The organism is Pseudomonas sp. UBA6753 (assembly GCF_002453565.1).
Taxonomy (GTDB): Bacteria; Pseudomonadota; Gammaproteobacteria; order Pseudomonadales; family Pseudomonadaceae; genus Aquipseudomonas; species Aquipseudomonas putida_Z.
In genome coordinates this window covers 16,931-33,171 of record NZ_DKHD01000006.1, presented here as the reverse complement: position 1 = coordinate 33,171, position 16,241 = coordinate 16,931, and the positions used below count along the sequence as shown (strand labels likewise).

The 16,241-nt window shown below is 64.5% G+C and carries 14 protein-coding genes; 4 read left to right on the top strand and 10 right to left on the bottom strand.

Annotation, left to right across the window (positions count from 1 at the left end; genetic code table 11):
* Window positions 1-7: 7 nt before the first annotated feature.
* From aroB to pilM, 6 genes are all read right to left on the bottom strand, one after another.
* Window positions 8-1,105, bottom strand: a complete 1,098-nt coding sequence (gene aroB, locus B2790_RS03665; protein WP_015272135.1) for a 3-dehydroquinate synthase — start codon at window positions 1,103-1,105, stop codon at window positions 8-10.
* A gap of 96 nt (window positions 1,106-1,201) precedes the next feature.
* A complete protein-coding gene (aroK, locus tag B2790_RS03660; protein WP_025340956.1) occupies window positions 1,202-1,720 on the bottom strand; it encodes a shikimate kinase AroK in 519 nt (172 codons plus the stop codon).
* A 4-nt stretch (window positions 1,721-1,724) separates the two neighbouring features.
* Entirely contained in the window at window positions 1,725-2,993 is a 1,269-nt protein-coding gene (locus B2790_RS03655) for a type IV pilus secretin PilQ (RefSeq protein WP_085704166.1), read from the bottom strand.
* Complete coding sequence (locus B2790_RS03650) at window positions 2,917-3,918, bottom strand: pilus assembly protein PilP (protein WP_286918332.1); 1,002 nt, start codon at window positions 3,916-3,918, stop codon at window positions 2,917-2,919. Before B2790_RS03650 ends, B2790_RS03655 begins: the two co-directional genes overlap by 77 nt.
* A gap of 11 nt (window positions 3,919-3,929) precedes the next feature.
* On the bottom strand, window positions 3,930-4,466 hold the full coding sequence (locus B2790_RS03645; protein WP_286918284.1) for a PilN domain-containing protein: 537 nt from the start codon (window positions 4,464-4,466) through the stop codon (window positions 3,930-3,932).
* On the bottom strand, window positions 4,463-5,344 hold the full coding sequence (pilM, locus tag B2790_RS03640) for a type IV pilus biogenesis protein PilM (protein ID WP_286918283.1): 882 nt from the start codon (window positions 5,342-5,344) through the stop codon (window positions 4,463-4,465). Before pilM ends, B2790_RS03645 begins: the two co-directional genes overlap by 4 nt.
* 207 nt (window positions 5,345-5,551) lie before the next feature.
* Here pilM and B2790_RS03635 point away from each other — a divergent pair, with 207 nt between their 5' ends.
* Complete coding sequence (locus B2790_RS03635; RefSeq protein WP_414708556.1) at window positions 5,552-8,002, top strand: penicillin-binding protein 1A; 2,451 nt, start codon at window positions 5,552-5,554, stop codon at window positions 8,000-8,002.
* A 189-nt stretch (window positions 8,003-8,191) separates the two neighbouring features.
* Here the strand turns inward: B2790_RS03635 and B2790_RS03630 are convergent, their stop codons facing one another.
* From B2790_RS03630 to rpmE, 3 genes are all read right to left on the bottom strand, one after another.
* Window positions 8,192-9,460 (bottom strand): malic enzyme-like NAD(P)-binding protein, encoded by a 1,269-nt coding sequence (locus tag B2790_RS03630; protein WP_137162583.1) that lies wholly within the window; start codon window positions 9,458-9,460, stop codon window positions 8,192-8,194.
* Between the two features lie 177 nt (window positions 9,461-9,637).
* The gene (locus tag B2790_RS03625; protein WP_286918281.1) at window positions 9,638-10,459 is read right to left on the bottom strand and encodes a thermonuclease family protein; all 822 of its coding nucleotides are present in this window, start codon (window positions 10,457-10,459) and stop codon (window positions 9,638-9,640) included.
* Between the two features lie 2 nt (window positions 10,460-10,461).
* Window positions 10,462-10,677 carry a 50S ribosomal protein L31 gene (gene rpmE, locus B2790_RS03620; protein ID WP_003257833.1) on the bottom strand — a complete coding sequence of 72 codons (216 nt, stop codon included), beginning with the start codon at window positions 10,675-10,677 and terminating at the stop codon, window positions 10,462-10,464.
* A gap of 167 nt (window positions 10,678-10,844) precedes the next feature.
* Between rpmE and B2790_RS03615 the strand changes: the two genes are divergently transcribed.
* From B2790_RS03615 to B2790_RS03605, 3 genes are all read left to right on the top strand, one after another.
* Window positions 10,845-13,064: a primosomal protein N' gene (locus tag B2790_RS03615; RefSeq protein WP_286918280.1), complete on the top strand. Its 2,220-nt coding sequence runs from the start codon at window positions 10,845-10,847 to the stop codon at window positions 13,062-13,064.
* Between the two features lie 121 nt (window positions 13,065-13,185).
* Window positions 13,186-14,922 (top strand): arginine--tRNA ligase, encoded by a 1,737-nt coding sequence (argS, locus tag B2790_RS03610; protein WP_013974613.1) that lies wholly within the window; start codon window positions 13,186-13,188, stop codon window positions 14,920-14,922.
* A 1-nt stretch (window position 14,923) separates the two neighbouring features.
* Window positions 14,924-15,622 (top strand): SPOR domain-containing protein, encoded by a 699-nt coding sequence (locus tag B2790_RS03605; RefSeq protein ID WP_286918279.1) that lies wholly within the window; start codon window positions 14,924-14,926, stop codon window positions 15,620-15,622.
* Window positions 15,623-15,658: 36 nt separating this feature from the next.
* Here B2790_RS03605 and B2790_RS03600 read toward each other — a convergent pair whose 3' ends face one another.
* Window positions 15,659-16,078 (bottom strand): NINE protein, encoded by a 420-nt coding sequence (locus B2790_RS03600; RefSeq protein ID WP_013974614.1) that lies wholly within the window; start codon window positions 16,076-16,078, stop codon window positions 15,659-15,661.
* Window positions 16,079-16,241: the final 163 nt, after the last annotated feature.

Genomic DNA, 16,241 nt, shown 5'->3' with positions numbered 1-16,241 from the left:
CACAACCTCAAAGCTGGGCCACGATCGCGCGGTAATCCGCCGACAACGTGGCCTGTAGAATCTCTTTCGGATAGTCGTCGGTCACCACGGCCTCGCCCATCTGGCGCAGCAGCACCAGACGCAGACGGCCGTCGAGCACCTTCTTGTCGACCGCCATGTGCTCCATGAAATGCGCCGGGGTCATTTCCTGTGGTGGCACCACCGGCAAACCTGCGTCCTGCAACAGGCGGATTCCGCGATCGCGCTCGGCCTGGTCGATCCAGCCAAGGCGCATGGACATCTCCAGGGCCATCACCGTGCCCGCCGCCACGGCTTCGCCGTGCAGCCACACGCCGTAACCCATGTGGGTCTCGATGGCATGCCCGAAGGTATGCCCCAGGTTCAGCGTGGCGCGTACGCCAGACTCGCGCTCGTCGGCACCCACCACCGCGGCCTTTGCCGCACAGGAGCGGCGGATGGCTTCGGTCAACGCCACCGGGTCGAGGGCACGCAGCGCCTGCATATTGTCCTCGAGCCAGGCGAGGAACGGCTTGTCGCAGATCAGGCCGTACTTGATCACTTCGGCCAGGCCTGCGGACAGCTCGCGCGCCGGCAGGGTCTTGAGGCTGGTGGTGTCGATCAGCACCGCATTGGGCTGGTAGAAGGCACCGACCATGTTCTTGCCCAGCGGGTGGTTGATGCCGGTCTTGCCACCGACCGAAGAGTCGACCTGGGACAGCAAGGTGGTCGGCACCTGGATGAAGTCGACGCCGCGCTGGTAGCAGGCGGCGGCGAAGCCGGCCATGTCACCGATCACGCCGCCACCCAGGGCGACCACGGTGGTGCGGCGGTCGTGCCGTGCAGTCAGCAGGCCATCGAAGATCAGTTGCAGGGTTTCCCAGTTCTTGTGGGCTTCGCCATCGGGCAATACCACCGGCAGCACCGAATAGGCACCCAGGGTCTTGCTCAGGCGTTCGAGATACAGGGGCGCGACGGTCTCGTTGGAAACGATGGCAACCTGCCGCCCGGCGATGTGCGGCGCCAGCAGCTCGGGCTGGTCCAGCAGGCCTTCGCCAATGTAGATCGGGTAGCTACGCTCGCCCAGGTCGACCTTTAGTGTCTGCATGTATCCCCACAATGTACTTGGGCGCGGCGCCGTTCAGGCACCCGCGCGGTAACGTTGAACCTCGCCTCGGCGCTGGTGGCCGAGAATAGTCCCGGGCTAACGGGGCGGCAACTGCTGCAAGCGCTCGAGAATATCGATCACCACCATGCGTGGCGGCCGCTCGTCGGTTTCCACTACCAGGTCGGCGATCTCGCGGTAGAGCGGGTCGCGGGTTTCCAGCAGGGCGCGCAAGGTCGCCTCGGGATTGGCGGTGCGCAGCAGGGGGCGATTGCGATCACGTGCGGTGCGGCCAACCTGCTGTTCCACCGAAGCATGCAGGTAGATCACCCGGCCACCCTGGTGCAGGGCCTGGCGGTTGGCTTCGCGCATTACCGCGCCACCGCCGGTCGCCAGGACCACGCCGTCGAGTGCGCACAGCTCGGCGATCATCGCCTGCTCGCGGTCACGGAAACCCGGCTCGCCTTCCTTGTCGAAAATCCACGGGATGTTGGCGCCGCATCGCAGTTCGATTTCCTTGTCGGAATCCTTGAACAGCAGGCGCAGCTCTTTGGCCAATAGGCGTCCGATGGTGCTTTTACCAGCGCCCATGGGCCCCACAAGTATCAAATTTCGCACAGAATCAACGACTCACAGCAATCGCCTGGTCACTCATGATACGCGGAGTCAGGAAGACCAGCAGCTCGGATTTTTTCTCTTGTAATGCATCGCGTCGAAACAGCCGCCCAACATACGGCAGATCGCCGAAAAATGGCACCTTGTCGACCACATTGTTTTGCGAAGTCGAGTACACGCCACCAATCACGATCGTTTCACCGTCCACCACGCGAACCTTGGCATTGACCTCGTTCTTGCGGATCGGCGGTACGTTGTTCAAGGCATTGACGTAATCCGGCTCGTCCTTGGTCACCCTGACGGTCATGATCACCTTGTTGTCCGGGGTGATCTGCGGGGTCACCTCCAGCGACAACGAGGCTTCGCGGAACGCTACCGAGGTGGCGCCGCTCTTGCTGGTTTCCTGGTACGGCACCTCGGTACCCTTGAGGATCCTGGCGGTTTCCTTGTCGGCCGTGACCACCTTGGGCTGCGAGATGATTTCGCCGTTTCCGCTCTTTTCCATGGCACTGAGCTCCAGGTCGAGCAGCACGTCGCCACGCAGCAGGCCCAGGCCGATGCTGCCACCCACCCGCTCCACCCCGAGGTCGACGAACAGGTCCTTGCCCGGCAGCGGGTCTTCAACGTAAAGCGGCCCACCCCAGCGTACCCCCAGGCTTTTTTCGTAATCGACGTTGGCCTCGACGATACGCGCCTCGATCGCCACCTGGCGCACCGGTACGTCCAGCTGCGCCACCAGTTGCCTCAGCTCGGCAAGGCGATCGGCCGGCAGGTGTACCACCAGCGTATTGGTGCGCTCATCGACACTGAGGCTGCCCCGACCGGTGAGGATGCCGTCATCCGCCAGGCTCGCCAGCAGCAGCTCCGCCAGTTCGCCAGCCTTGGCGTGATGGATGGGCAACAGCTCCCGACGCAACGGCTGCAACTGCGCATCCAGCGCCTGGCCCACACGGGCATCGACAGACTGCGCGGCAAACTCGGCCGCAGGCGCCACCAGCAGCACATTGCCCTCCTGGCGCCGGGCCAGGCCCTTGCTACGCAGCACCAGGTCCAGCGCCTGGTCCCATGGCACGTCCTGCAAACGCAAGGTGACGCTACCCTGCACGGCATCGCTGGCGACCAGGTTGACGCCAGCATAGTCAGCCAGCACCTGCAGCACCGAGCGCACTTCCACATCCTGGAAGTTCAGCGACAGTGGTTCACCCTGATAAGGCGTCGCCGACGCCAGCGGGACCGGCAGCAGGGCTGCCAGCATCCATTTCATCAACGTTTTCATCGTCGTCCGGGGCCTCCTTGCCCAGGTGCTTTGCGAGTGTGATGAACGCCGTGCGTTCATGCCACACCCCTGCCATGAACAGCCGCTCGCGTACTTCGACCTGGGTTTGATCAACGCTCGCCACCACCCCTTGGTCACGCCCGACCCGGTCCCCAGGGCGCACGCGATAGAGCCTGCCAGCCGCCATCAGCAGTGCTTCGTGTTCCGCCCCACGCGACAGGCTGCCGACCATCTCCAGTTGCGCCAAAGGCACATCGGCCAACCCGCTGCCCGTCAATCGCTTCGCCCCAGGCGCAAACGGGTCGACCGGGGGCGCTGCCGTCACGCCCCTGGCCGGCATGCGCGCAAGCATCGCAGGCTCCGGCACTGGCGCCAGCGCCTGATAGGCATTAACCCGCAACTGCAGGCGTAGCAGGCCAGGCTTGCCATCGGCTGCAGCCAGCTGCAGGTCACCGCTGCGCAGAACACGCGCCTGGCCCAACCAGTCGCCCAGCCACTGGCGCAAGGCCGCGTATCGCCCCACCACCTGTAGCTCCAGCGGTACCTTGCGAAAGCCAGCCTGTTGTTCGTCTTCATGTACATCGAAGCGCTCGATGAGCAAGCCGTGCGCATGCCCCGACGCTGCCAGGCGCTCGAGCAGGTCGCTCATGCCCTCCCCGGCCGCCAGGTGCCAGTACGCCTCCCGCAAGCGTCGCTCGGCAATGACCACAGACGCCTGGAGCTGCTCCAGTTCGGCCAGATGCACCGCGCCGGCTGAATGCTGTTCGTGCAACTCGGCGTGCCGGGCCTCCTCCTGCGCCTGCTGCTGCAGCACTGCAGGGAGACGTATGGCGCAACCCAGGCCGAACAACGCCAAGGCCACCAGCACTGGCGCCAGCTGCCTGAAGCGGCTGGAGCGCTCGGCCATGGCCAGCCAACCGAGCACCTGTGCAGCATTCACGACCAGAACGCCGAAACGCGCGCGCCCAGCAGGAATTCATCGCCGCCCGGCAGGCTCCTGATGCGCTTGAGCTCCAGACCAACCAGCGCACTCGAGCGACTCAGGTCCCGCATGAACTGCGCGACCACGGCACCGGACGTGGCCAGCCCGGTCATCTGCAGGCTGCCGTCTTCCAGGCTGAGGTCGAGCAGTTGCACACCCACTGGCAACGCCCGCTCGAGGTCAGCGAACACCCCGGCCAGCACATCCTGGTTGGCACGCAGGCCTTCCAGCGCCACCGCACGCGCCAGTAGCGCCTCATGCTGCGCACGCACATCGGCCAGCGGCTGCAATTGCTCGCCCAACACTTCAAGGGCCGCCTGGTGCCGGATACTGGCCAGCGCCTGCTGCTGCCCGCGCTGGCGGGCCAGCTGGTCGACCAGCGTCACGCCACACAGGGCCAGCAGCGCGCCGGCGACCAGTCGCCTGCGGAAAGACCGCAACGCGGCCTGGCGTTGCCGTTCGCGCCAGGGCAGAAGGTTCAGCCGCATCATCGGCGCAACCCTCCGAGAGCCAGGGCGCACGCCAGAATCATCGCGCCATCGACGTGTTCCACGCGCGCCAGGTCGGGTACCAGGCGACACGGCAGGTTCAACCGGGAGCCGAGGCTCTGCAACTGGCCCGGCTCGATCGGAGAACGGCTGGCGATCAACAGACAATCGGGCAAAGGCTCACCGGCGAGCAGGGCCAGCAGGCGCTCCGGCAGCGCCCCGGCTATCGTCGACAGCCCCAGGTTCAGCTCACGCCGTTGCTGAGGCCGACCCGACTGCCAGCCATGAAGGGTGGTGCTTTGCGCCTCGATACGCAGCAACGCCGAGCTTTGGTGCCTGGCCAGCGGCAGCATGCGCCCCAAGGCAATGCTGTCGACCTCCACGGCCTCCAGTTGCAACCCGGCCTCCTCGACGATGCCCTCAAGTGGCGCCAGTGCACTCTGCCGACACGCAGCCACCATCACCTCGGCGCAGCCTGGCTGGACGCTAGAGCCTCCCAGGACCTGAAAATCCAGGGCCAGGTCTTCCAGCGGAAATGGAAACAGCCGTTCGGCGTCAGCCAGCAGTTGCGCCTCCATTTCTGCCCCGCCCTGTTCCATTGGCAGGTGGCACAGCTTGCAGATCACCTGGTTGCCCGGCAGTGCCAGCGCGACCCGGCGCTGCCTGAGGCCGCTGCGTCGGTAGGCGCGCCTCAAGGCAGCCGCCACGGCGCCAGGCTCTGCCGCCCAGTCACTGCCAGCCGGTGATTCGAACGGCTCTTGTACCGAGGCAAGCACCCGGCAGCGCCGGTTACGCCGCTGCAGTTGCACAATCCGAACGGAGTCGGGGGCAATTTCCACCCCCACGAGTGAACCGGCATCCTTGCCGAAGCGTCCTAGCATCGTGGCATCCTTGTTGTCTGTCGCCGCCATCTGTCGCGGCTACCTGCCCCAACCCCGCGTCAACACTAGGCCGCGCCGGCCCATCGAGGCGACGGGCAGCCTGGCCGGTAACCCGGAGAGGCGAAAAAATGCTTATAATGCCCAGCGTTTTTTGGTCCGCCGGACCTGCGTGCAATCCACTCCCAACCTGGACACCGAAAAGCCTTGATACGTCTGCTGAAGTTCTTCTGGTGGTCTTCCGTCGCAGTCATTTGCGCGCTCGTACTCGGTGTGAGCGGTGCGTTTCTGTATCTTAGCCCCAGCCTGCCCTCGGTCGAGTCGCTCAGAAGCATCCAGTTGCAGATCCCCCTCAGGGTGTACAGCAGCGACGGCAAGCTGATTGCCGAGTTCGGCGAAATGCGCCGCTCGCCGATCCGCTTCGCGGAAATTCCCCCACAATTCATCCAGGCGCTTCTGTCGGCCGAGGACGACAATTTCCTCAACCACTATGGTGTCGACCCCAGCAGCCTGATGCGTGCCGCGACCCAGCTGGTGAAAACCGGCCATATCCAGACCGGCGGCAGTACCATCACCATGCAGGTGGCGAAGAACTTCTTCCTCACCAGCGAGCGCAGCTTCTCGCGCAAGACCAACGAGATTCTGCTGGCCCTGCAGATCGAGCGTGAGCTGACCAAGGACGAGATCCTCGAGCTGTACGTGAACAAGATCTACCTGGGCAACCGCGCCTACGGTATCGATGCCGCCGCGCAGGTGTACTACGGCAAGTCGATCCGCGACGTGAGCCTGGCCCAGATGGCGATGATCGCCGGCCTGCCCAAGGCACCCTCGCGCTTCAACCCGCTGGCCAACCCGGTGCGCGCCAAGGAGCGCCGCGACTGGATCCTCGGCCGCATGTACAAGCTGGGCAAGATCGACGAAGCCAGCTACCAGGCAGCCCTGGCCGAGCCGCTCAACGCCAGCTACCACGTGCCCACGCCTGAGGTGAATGCGCCTTACATCGCCGAAATGGCCCGCGCCGAAATGGTCGGCCGCTACGGCAGCGACGCCTACACCGAAGGCTTCCGCGTCACCACCACGGTGCCCAGCGACATGCAGGAAATGGCCAACAAGGCCATCCTCAACGGCCTCTCCGACTACGACGAGCGCCACGGCTACCGCGGCCCCGAAGCACGCTTCCCGGGCCGCACCCAGGCGGCCTGGCTGCAGGAACTGGGCAAGCAACGCAGCCTTGGCGGCCTGGAGCCGGCCATCGTCACCCAGATCGAAAAAACCGGCCTCAAGGTGCTGACCCGCAGCGGCCAGGAAGAGCTGGTAGCCTGGGACACCATGAAATGGGCGCGCCCGTTCATCAACAGCAACTCCCAGGGCCGTGCGCCGCAGTCGCCGGCAGACGTGGCCCAGGTCGGCGACCTGGTGCGCCTGCAGCGCCTGGAAGATGGCCAGTTCAAGTTCAGCCAGGTACCTGGCGCGCAGAGTGCGCTGGTCACCCTCGACCCTTACAACGGCGCCATCCGCGCCCTGGTCGGCGGCTTCTCGTTCGAGCAGAGCAACTACAACCGCGCCATGCAGGCCAAGCGGCAGCCGGGCTCGAGCTTCAAACCGTTCATCTACAGCGCCGCCCTGGACAGTGGCTACACCGCATCCAGCCTGGTCAACGATGCACCGATCGTGTTCGTCGACGAGTACCTGGACAAGGTCTGGCGACCGAAGAACGACACCAACACCTTCCTTGGCCCGATCCGCATGCGCGAAGCGCTGTACAAGTCGCGCAACCTGGTGTCGATCCGCCTGCTGCAGGCCATGGGCGTGGACCGCACCATCGACTACATCGCCAAGTTCGGCTTCAACAAGCAGGACCTGCCGCGCAACCTGTCGCTGGCACTGGGCACCGCCACCCTGACCCCGATGGAAATCGCCACAGGCTGGAGTACTTTCGCCAACGGCGGTTACAAGATCACCCCGTACCTGATCGAACGCATCGAAAGCCGCAGCGGCGAGACGTTGTTCACCGCCAACCCGGCCCGGGTACCGCAAGGTGCCGAGGACCAGGCAGGTGTGGCCGCCCCCGAACAGCCGATCAGCACCGCCGCCATGCCGGGCGAGGCACCCGCAGCCTTCAGCCAGGTGGCGTCTGCACCGCAGGCGCCGGCCGTGGCCGAGCAGATCATCGACGGGCGCACCACCTACATCCTCACCAGCATGCTGCAGGACGTGATCAAGCGCGGTACCGGCCGCCGGGCGCTGGCCCTGGGCCGCACCGACCTGGCAGGCAAGACCGGTACCACCAACGAGTCCAAGGACGCCTGGTTCTCCGGCTACAACGCCGACTACGTGACCACCGTGTGGGTCGGTTTCGACCAGCCCGAAACCCTTGGTCGCCGCGAGTACGGCGGCACCGCGGCACTGCCGATCTGGATGAGCTTCATGGGCGCAGCCCTCAAGGACAAGCCTGCGCATGCGCCGGCAGAGCCGGAAGGCATCCTCAGCCTGCGCGTCGACCCGGTCAGCGGCCGTGCCGCTTCGCCGAGCACACCGAATGCCTACTTCGAGCTGTTCAAGGCCGAAGACTCGCCGCCGTCGGTGGACGAACTGGGCACTGGCGCAGCACCGGGCAGCCCGTTGCCGGCGGATGAAGCGGCGCCGATGGATCTGTTCTAAGAGCCCTCGAAGGCAACACCGACCCTGTGGGAGCGGGCATGCCCGCGAACACCGGCGTAGCCGGTGCCAGCCTCCGCGCTGGATTCTTCGCGGGCACGCCCGCTCCCACAAAGGCCGCGCCAACCCCACCGGTAAACAAAAAGCCCCGGCTCATACGAGCCGGGGCTTTTTTATGTCGCCAGGCAGCAATCAGCCTTTGAACACGTCATCCACGCTGGTCAGCGGGTAGTGCTTCGGATACGGCAGGGTTGCCACGCCGGATTCGATGGCGGCCTTGGCCACAGCGTCGGAAACGACGGTGATCAGGCGTGCATCCAACGGCTTCGGAATGATGTACTCACGACCAAACTCCAGAGCCTGTACGCCGTAGGCTTCGCACACTTCCTTCGGCACTGGCAGCTTGGCCAGATCTTTCAGGGCGATGGCGGCGGCGATCTTCATTTCTTCGTTGATGCGCTTGGCGCGAACGTCCAGGGCACCACGGAAGATGAACGGGAAGCCCAGTACGTTGTTGACCTGGTTCGGGTAGTCGGAACGACCGGTAGCCATGATCACGTCGCTGCGAGTGGCGTGCGCCAGCTCTGGCGAGATTTCCGGGTCCGGGTTCGAGCAGGCGAACACGATCGGGTTGGCAGCCATCGACTTCAGGCCTTCGGCGCTCAGCAGGTTCGGGCCGGACAGGCCTACGAACACGTCGGCACCGTCGAGGGCGTCAGCCAGAGTGCGCTTGTCGGTAGCGTGGGCGAACTGCGCCTTGTACTGGTTCAGGTCGTCACGGCCAGCGTGGATCACGCCGCTGCGGTCGATCATGTAGATGTTCTCGACCTTGGCGCCCATGCTCACCAGCAGCTTCATGCAGGAGATGGCAGCAGCGCCGGCACCCAGGCAGACGATCTTGGCGTCTTCCAGCTTCTTGCCGGCGATTTCCAGGGCGTTGATCATGCCGGCCGCGGTCACGATGGCGGTACCGTGCTGGTCATCGTGGAATACCGGGATGTCGCACTGTTCGATCAGGGTGCGCTCGATTTCGAAGCACTCAGGCGCCTTGATGTCTTCGAGGTTGATGCCACCGAAGGTGATCGAGATGCGGCGAACGGTGTCGATGAACGCCTGCGGGCTTTCCGATTCCACTTCGATGTCGAAGACGTCGATACCGGCGAAACGCTTGAACAGAACACCCTTGCCTTCCATGACCGGCTTGGAAGCCAGTGGGCCGAGGTCACCCAGACCGAGGATGGCGGTGCCATCGGAAATCACCGCAACCAGGTTGCCTTTGCCGGTGTATTTGTAAGCCAGCTCTGGATCACGGCCGATTTCACGCACGGGCTCAGCAACACCTGGGCTGTAGGCCAGGGCGAGGTCACGGGCGGTGGCGGTGGGCTTGGAAAGTTCGACGCTCAGTTTCCCCGGACGAGGTTGAGCGTGATATTCGAGAGCGGCGGTTTTCAGGTCTGACATGGTGGGCATTCCGCTATTTACTGTTCTGACGGACCGCCGAGGATACGCAAAGAGCCGGGGAGCCACAAGACTGGTCGGTCACTTGTGTCAAGGCCTTTAGCCTACGACTTTACGCTATAACCCACGGGGCATACGGCTAACAGTGTGTACAATCCAATAGCGAAATGTCTACATCTTTTAGCCTGAAATGCGCTCCAACATGCTCGGATCGGTCAACGGCAACAGCCAGCGTCGCTGCCCGGGCTTGAGGCCGCCCTTGCGGGAACGATCCAGCACCCAGCCACGCGCCTCGACTTGGCGTCCCTTGAGGTTATCGAAGAAGCTGGCGGGGAAGTTGCGCTGCAGACGAGCGGGAACCTGCAGCACCACCGCACCGTCCAGGTTCAGCCAGACCCCGCCACGGTTGCGCTCCACGCCTTCGATGCGCCCCGCAATGACCGCGAACCCCGACTGCCGGACATCCCCGGCACGCACCACCGGCGAACGACGCCACAGCCCGGAGCCAGCCTTGCGCGCAGCCTGCTCGGCAAGCTGCTGGCAAGCGCTGAGGCGCACATTTGGGGCAACCGCGACGCGATAGCCCAAGCCCTCGCTGAGCAACTGTGCTTCGATATTGTCGCCATTGCGGCCGTAGATATGCGCCAGCGTGCGGCCGTATTTGTCCTTGGCCTCTACGCCCGGCTCCAGCCCGATACGCCCGTCGCTGGCTTTGACCAAGGCCTGCAAACGCTGCCTGGCGGCCTCGGCATAGGGCTCGCTGGTGCGCCCGTTACGGCCGATTTCCGGGGCATTGATGCCGATCAGTCGCACGCTGCGGCCATCGACCAGACGCAAGGTATCGCCATCGACCACCTGGCGCACCGCCACCTGCTGAGGGCTGCCTGGTAGCGGGCAGAACGCCAGGGCCGGGAAATGCCAGATGACGCCCACAAAAAAGGCGCCCACAAGGGGCGCCTTTTTTTGCAGCAATGCGAAACCCGAGGGGTTCGCCATGCGCATGATTACTTCTTGGTACCGAACATACCGAAGCGATCGGCGAACTTCTGTACGCGACCACCGGTGTCCAGGACTTTCTGCTTACCGGTGTAGAACGGGTGGCACAGGTTGCAAACGTCGATCGCCAGGGTGCTGCCCAGGGTCGAACGGGTTTCAAACTTGTTGCCGCAGCTGCAGGTGACTGCAACTACTTCGTAGTTCGGATGAATATCTGCTTTCATGGTCACTTCCTCGAGCTGCGTGCCGCCACCCAACACCAATTGTTGAATACCGCACGTAATTAGGCGGCGAATAATACCAGAGCATCACGCCAACGCAAGTTGTCGCTTGCACCGACCGTCGTCTGCTAGGCTCGCCAGTCTTTGAAACGCCCTCCGAGACTTTCCGCGTGTCCGACGTCATCCTGCGCCTTGCCCTGCCCTCCCCGCTGCGTCGCCTGTTCGACTACAAGGCGCCGGCAAGCATGGCGCGCCAGGCCTTGACCCCGGGCATGCGCATTCGCGTGCCATTCGGCCGCCGCGAAATGATCGGCGTGCTGGTGGAGGTGTGCGAGCAGAGCGAAGTGCCCGCCGACAAGCTCAAGCCGGCCAGCGCCCTGCTCGACCCGGTGTCGCCGATCCCGCCGTCGCTGTTCAAGTTGTGCCTGTGGACCGCCCAGTACTACCAACACAGCCTGGGTGACACCCTGAGCTGGGCCTTGCCGACCCTGCTGCGCCAGGGCGAGCCCGCCGAGATGCGCCAGGAGCGCTTCTGGCACTTCGCCCCCGGCGCTCGCCTGGAAGACCCGCGCATCGCCCGCGCACCACGCCAGCGCGATGCCCTCAAGACCCTGGCCCAGCACCCGCACGGCGTGGCCCACAGCCTGCTGGCCAAGCTCAACCTGAACAAGGACAGCCTCGACCTGCTGCTGGCCAAGGACCTGGTGCAGATCGAGGTCCGCCGCCACCTGCCGTCGCTGCGCCACGAACACTGGCTGGCACAGCCGGAACTGCCGCTCAACGAAGAGCAACGCGACGCCTTCGACGCCGTGCGCGAAGGCTTTGGCGGCTTCGGCGCCTTCCTGCTGGCCGGTGTCACCGGCAGCGGCAAGACCGAGGTATACCTGCAACTGATCCGCGAAACACTGGAAGCCGGCAAGCAGGCCCTGGTGCTGATCCCGGAGATCAACCTCGGCCCGCAGACCCTGGCCCGCTTCGAGCAACGCTTCAACGCCCGCATCGCGCTGCTGCATTCGGCGGTGAACGACCGCGAACGCCTGGATGCCTGGCTGGCAGCCAGGGACGGCGAGGCCGACATCATCATCGGCACCCGCTCGGCGCTGTTCACGCCGATGAAGAACCCCGGCCTGATCATCATCGACGAGGAGCACGACGGTTCCTATAAACAGCAGGAAGGCCTGCGCTACCAAGCCCGCGACCTGGCGCTGGTGCGCGCCCACCAGGAAAACGTCCCGATCCTGCTCGGTTCTGCCACGCCATCGCTGGAAACCCTGCACAACGCCCTGACCGGCCGCTACCGCCTGCTGCGCATGAACCAGCGCGCCGGCGGTGCCCGCCCGCCGCGCATGCTGCGCCTGGATGTGAAGAGCCTGCCGCTGGATAGCGGCATCAGCGGCCCACTGCAGCAGGCCATCCGCCAAACCCTGGAAGCGGGCCAGCAAGTGCTGGTGTTCCTCAACCGCCGCGGTTTCGCCCCGACCTTGCTGTGCCACGATTGTGGCTGGCTGTCCGAATGCCCGCGCTGCGATGCGCGCATGACCGTGCACCAGCGCTCCGGCGTGCTGCGTTGCCACCATTGCGGCTATGACGAGCGCCTGCCGCAGCAGTGCCCGCAGTGCAACCATGTTGACCTGCGCCCGGTCGGCGCCGGCACCGAGCGTGCCGAGGAACGCCTGAAAGTGCTGTTCCCGGATTACCCGATCCTGCGTGTGGACCGCGACAGCACCGCGCGCAAGGACGCCATGCACAACCTGTTCAGCACCATCCAGCGCGGCCAGCCGAGCATCCTCGTCGGCACCCAGATGCTCGCCAAGGGCCATCACTTCCCGCGGGTGACCCTGGTGGCCATCCTCGATGCCGATGGCGGGCTGTTCTCCGGCGACTTCCGTGCCAGCGAACGCATGGCACAGTTGATCGTGCAGGTCGCCGGGCGGGCCGGGCGGGCCGAAGAGCCCGGCAAGGTCATCATCCAGACCCACCTGGCCGACCATCCACTGCTGGTGCAGCTTACCGAGCAGGGCTACTTCGCCTTCGCCGAGCAGGCCCTGGACGAACGCCGCGCCGCCGGGCTGCCGCCTTACTCGCACCTGGCGCTGCTACGCGCCGAAGCGCACAAGCCCGGGCAGGCCGAAGGTTTCCTCGACGAGGCCTGCGCCGCCGCCGAGCGCCTGGTGGCCGAACAGCGCCTACCTGGCATCGAGCTGCTGGGGCCGGTGCCAGCACCGATGGAGCGCCGCGCCGGGCGCTTCCGCGCACAACTGTTGATACAGGCCAATACGCGGGCGCCTTTGCATCGACTGATCAGCGCCTGGTTGCTAGTGTTGGAGCAGATGCCGAGCGGGCGCCAGGTGCGGTGGTCGCTGGATGTCGACCCGGTAGACCTTTATTGATCCTGCGGGCTGCTTTGCAGCCCCAAAGGTTGGCAACCCGCCCCCAGCCACGGATAATGCCCAGTTTTTCCACCTGCGCATCCAAGCGCTCCACCGCGCTTGCGGTCGAAAAGAGATCCCCATGAAAGACACCATTCGCCAGCTGATCCAGCAAGCCCTCACCCAACTCGTCACCGACGGTGTGCTGCCTGAAGGGCTGTCGCCGGCGATCCAGGTGGAAAACGCCCGGGACAAGACCCACGGCGACTTCGCCAGCAACATCGCCATGATGCTGGCCAAGCCGGCCGGCATGAAGCCGCGCGACCTGGCCGAGAAACTGATCAATGCCCTGCCGGCCAGCGCCGACATCAGCAAGGTCGAAATCGCCGGCCCCGGCTTCCTCAACTTCTTCCAGAACACCGACGCCCTGGCCAACCGCCTGGATGCCGCACTGGCCGACGCCCACCTGGGCGCGCGCAAGGCCGGCCCTGCGCAAAAGGTTGTGATCGACATGTCGGCACCCAACCTGGCCAAGGAGATGCACGTCGGCCACCTGCGTTCGACCATCATCGGTGACAGCGTGGCGCGCGTGCTGGAGTTCCTCGGCGATGACGTGATCCGCCAGAACCACGTGGGCGACTGGGGCACCCAGTTCGGCATGCTGCTGGCCTACCTGGAAGAAAACCCGATCACCAGCGACGAGCTGTCGGACCTGGAAAACTTCTACCGCGCCGCCAAGAAACGCTTCGACGAATCCGAAGAGTTCGCCACCCGTGCCCGTGGCCTGGTGGTCAAGCTGCAGGCCGGCGACCCGGACTGCATGGCCCTGTGGACGCGCTTCAAGGACATTTCGCTGTCGCACTGCCAGAAGACCTACGAGCTGCTGAACGTCAAGCTGACCATGGCCGACGTGATGGGTGAAAGCGCCTACAACGACGACCTGGCCAACGTGGTCGCCGACCTCAAGGCCAAGGGGCTGCTGGTCGAAGACCAGGGCGCCCAGTGCGTGTTCCTCGACGAGTTCAAGAACAGCGAAGGCGAGCCACTGCCGGTGATCGTGCAGAAGGCCGACGGCGGCTACCTGTACGCCACCACCGACCTGGCCGCCGTGCGCTACCGCAGCAACGTCCTCAAGGCGGACCGCGCCCTGTACTTCGTCGACCAGCGCCAGGCCCTGCACTTCAACCAGGTGTTCGAAGTTGCACGCCGCGCAGGCTTCGTGGGCCACCCGATGCAGATGGAGCACATGGGCTTCGGCACCATGAACGGTGCCGACGGCCGCCCGTTCAAGACCCGTGACGGCGGTACCGTGAAGCTGATCGACCTGCTCACCGAGGCCAAGGAACGCGCCTACGCGCTGGTCAAGGAAAAGAACCCGAGCCTGGCCGACGAAGAACTGCGCCACATCGGTGAAGTGGTGGGCATTGGCGCAGTGAAGTACGCCGACCTGTCCAAGCACCGCACCAGCGACTACAGCTTCAACTTCGAGCTGATGCTCAACTTCGAAGGCAACACCGCGCCTTACCTGCTGTACGCCTACACCCGCGTGGCCGGCGTATTCCGCAAACTGGGCAAAGGCTTCGATGAAGTCGATGGCAACATTGTGCTGCAGGCTGCCCACGAGCAGGACCTGGCCGCGCGCCTGGCGCAGTTTGGCGAAATCCTCAACAACGTCGCCGACAAGGGTACGCCGCACGTGCTGTGCAGCTACCTGTACGACCTGGCCGGCCTGTTCTCCAGCTTCTACGAGAACTGCCCGATTCTTGCCGCCGAAACCCCGCAGCAGCAGCAGAGCCGCCTGCGCCTGGCGGCGCTGACCGGTCGCACCCTCAAGCAAGGTCTGGAACTGCTCGGCCTGGAAACCCTGGAGCGCATGTAAGTTGGCTGCCAAGAAAAAACCTGCACCCAAACGCGGCGCCAGCCGCCAGACGGCGCCGGCCAAGCAGCCGATTCCCGGTTGGGTATGGCTGGCGGTCGGCCTGACCGTAGGCGCGTTCATCGTGTTCCTGATGAAGCTCGAGCCTGGTGGCGAAGACATCAAGCGCACCAAGCCGGAGCAGCAGAAAGCGGACAAGGTGGCCGAAGCCGGCAAGTCGGCGCAGCCCACTCCGCAGCAGCCGGTGAAGCCGAAGTACGACTTCTACACGCTGCTGCCGGAGTCCGAGGTGATCGTACCGCCGGAGGCCGTACCAGAGAAGACGCCACCCGTCCCGGCCCAGCCGGTGACCCCGGTGACGCCAGCCGAAGCGGCAAAGATCGACACGGTGCGAGCCCAGGCAGCATTGATGGGCCAGACACCGCCACCGGCACCGCCAGTCATCAAGCCGGCGGCGACCACCCAGTTCTTCCTGCAGGCCGGCTCGTTCCGCAAGCAGGCCGATGCTGACAAGGTGCGCGCGCAGATCATCCTGCTGGGGCAGTCGGTAAAGGTAGAGTCGGGCACGGTCAAGGACGAAACCTGGTACCGCGTGCTGGTGGGGCCGTTCAGCAACCGCGAGCAGCTGACCGGGGCGCAGAAGCAACTGGCCGGGGCAGGCTTCAGCAACCTGCTGCTGCAACAGCGGCAGACCCGTCAGTAACCTGGAATTCGGGGGCGCTTTGCGCCCCCTGTGTCCTCAACCCCGCCCCGCATTCCGCTCAGAAACCTGGCTGTTCAGCGTCCAGAAGTCGTACAGCACCCCCACCAGAAACAGCCCGCCGGTAAAGAAGTAGATGATCGCGGTGATCCACTTGCCCTGATACAGCCGGTGCAGACCAAACACCCCGAGGAAGGTCAGCAGGATCCAGGCGATGTTGTAGTCAATGCGCCCGGACTGGAACCGGAGGTCGGCTTCACGGTCCATGGACGGGATCAGGAACAGGTCGATCAACCAGCCGATGCCCAGCAGGCCCAGGGTGAAGAACCAGATGGTGCCGGTTACTGGCTTGCCGTAATAGAAACGATGCGACCCGGTAAAGCCGAAAATCCATAGCAGGTAGCCAATGGTCTTGCTGTGGGTGTCGTGAAACGGCGCCCCCTGTTGATAACTGTTCATTCATAGCCCCCGTGGGTTATCCGAAAATTTTCTAAGAAAAAATGTGACTTTCTTGTCGCAGGCCGACGTACGGCACCTGGACAATCGACCAACGGATCAAAGATTGATCAAAAAGCTGTTATAAAGTTGCGCGCCCAACACATAACTATTCATAAGAGCTTCA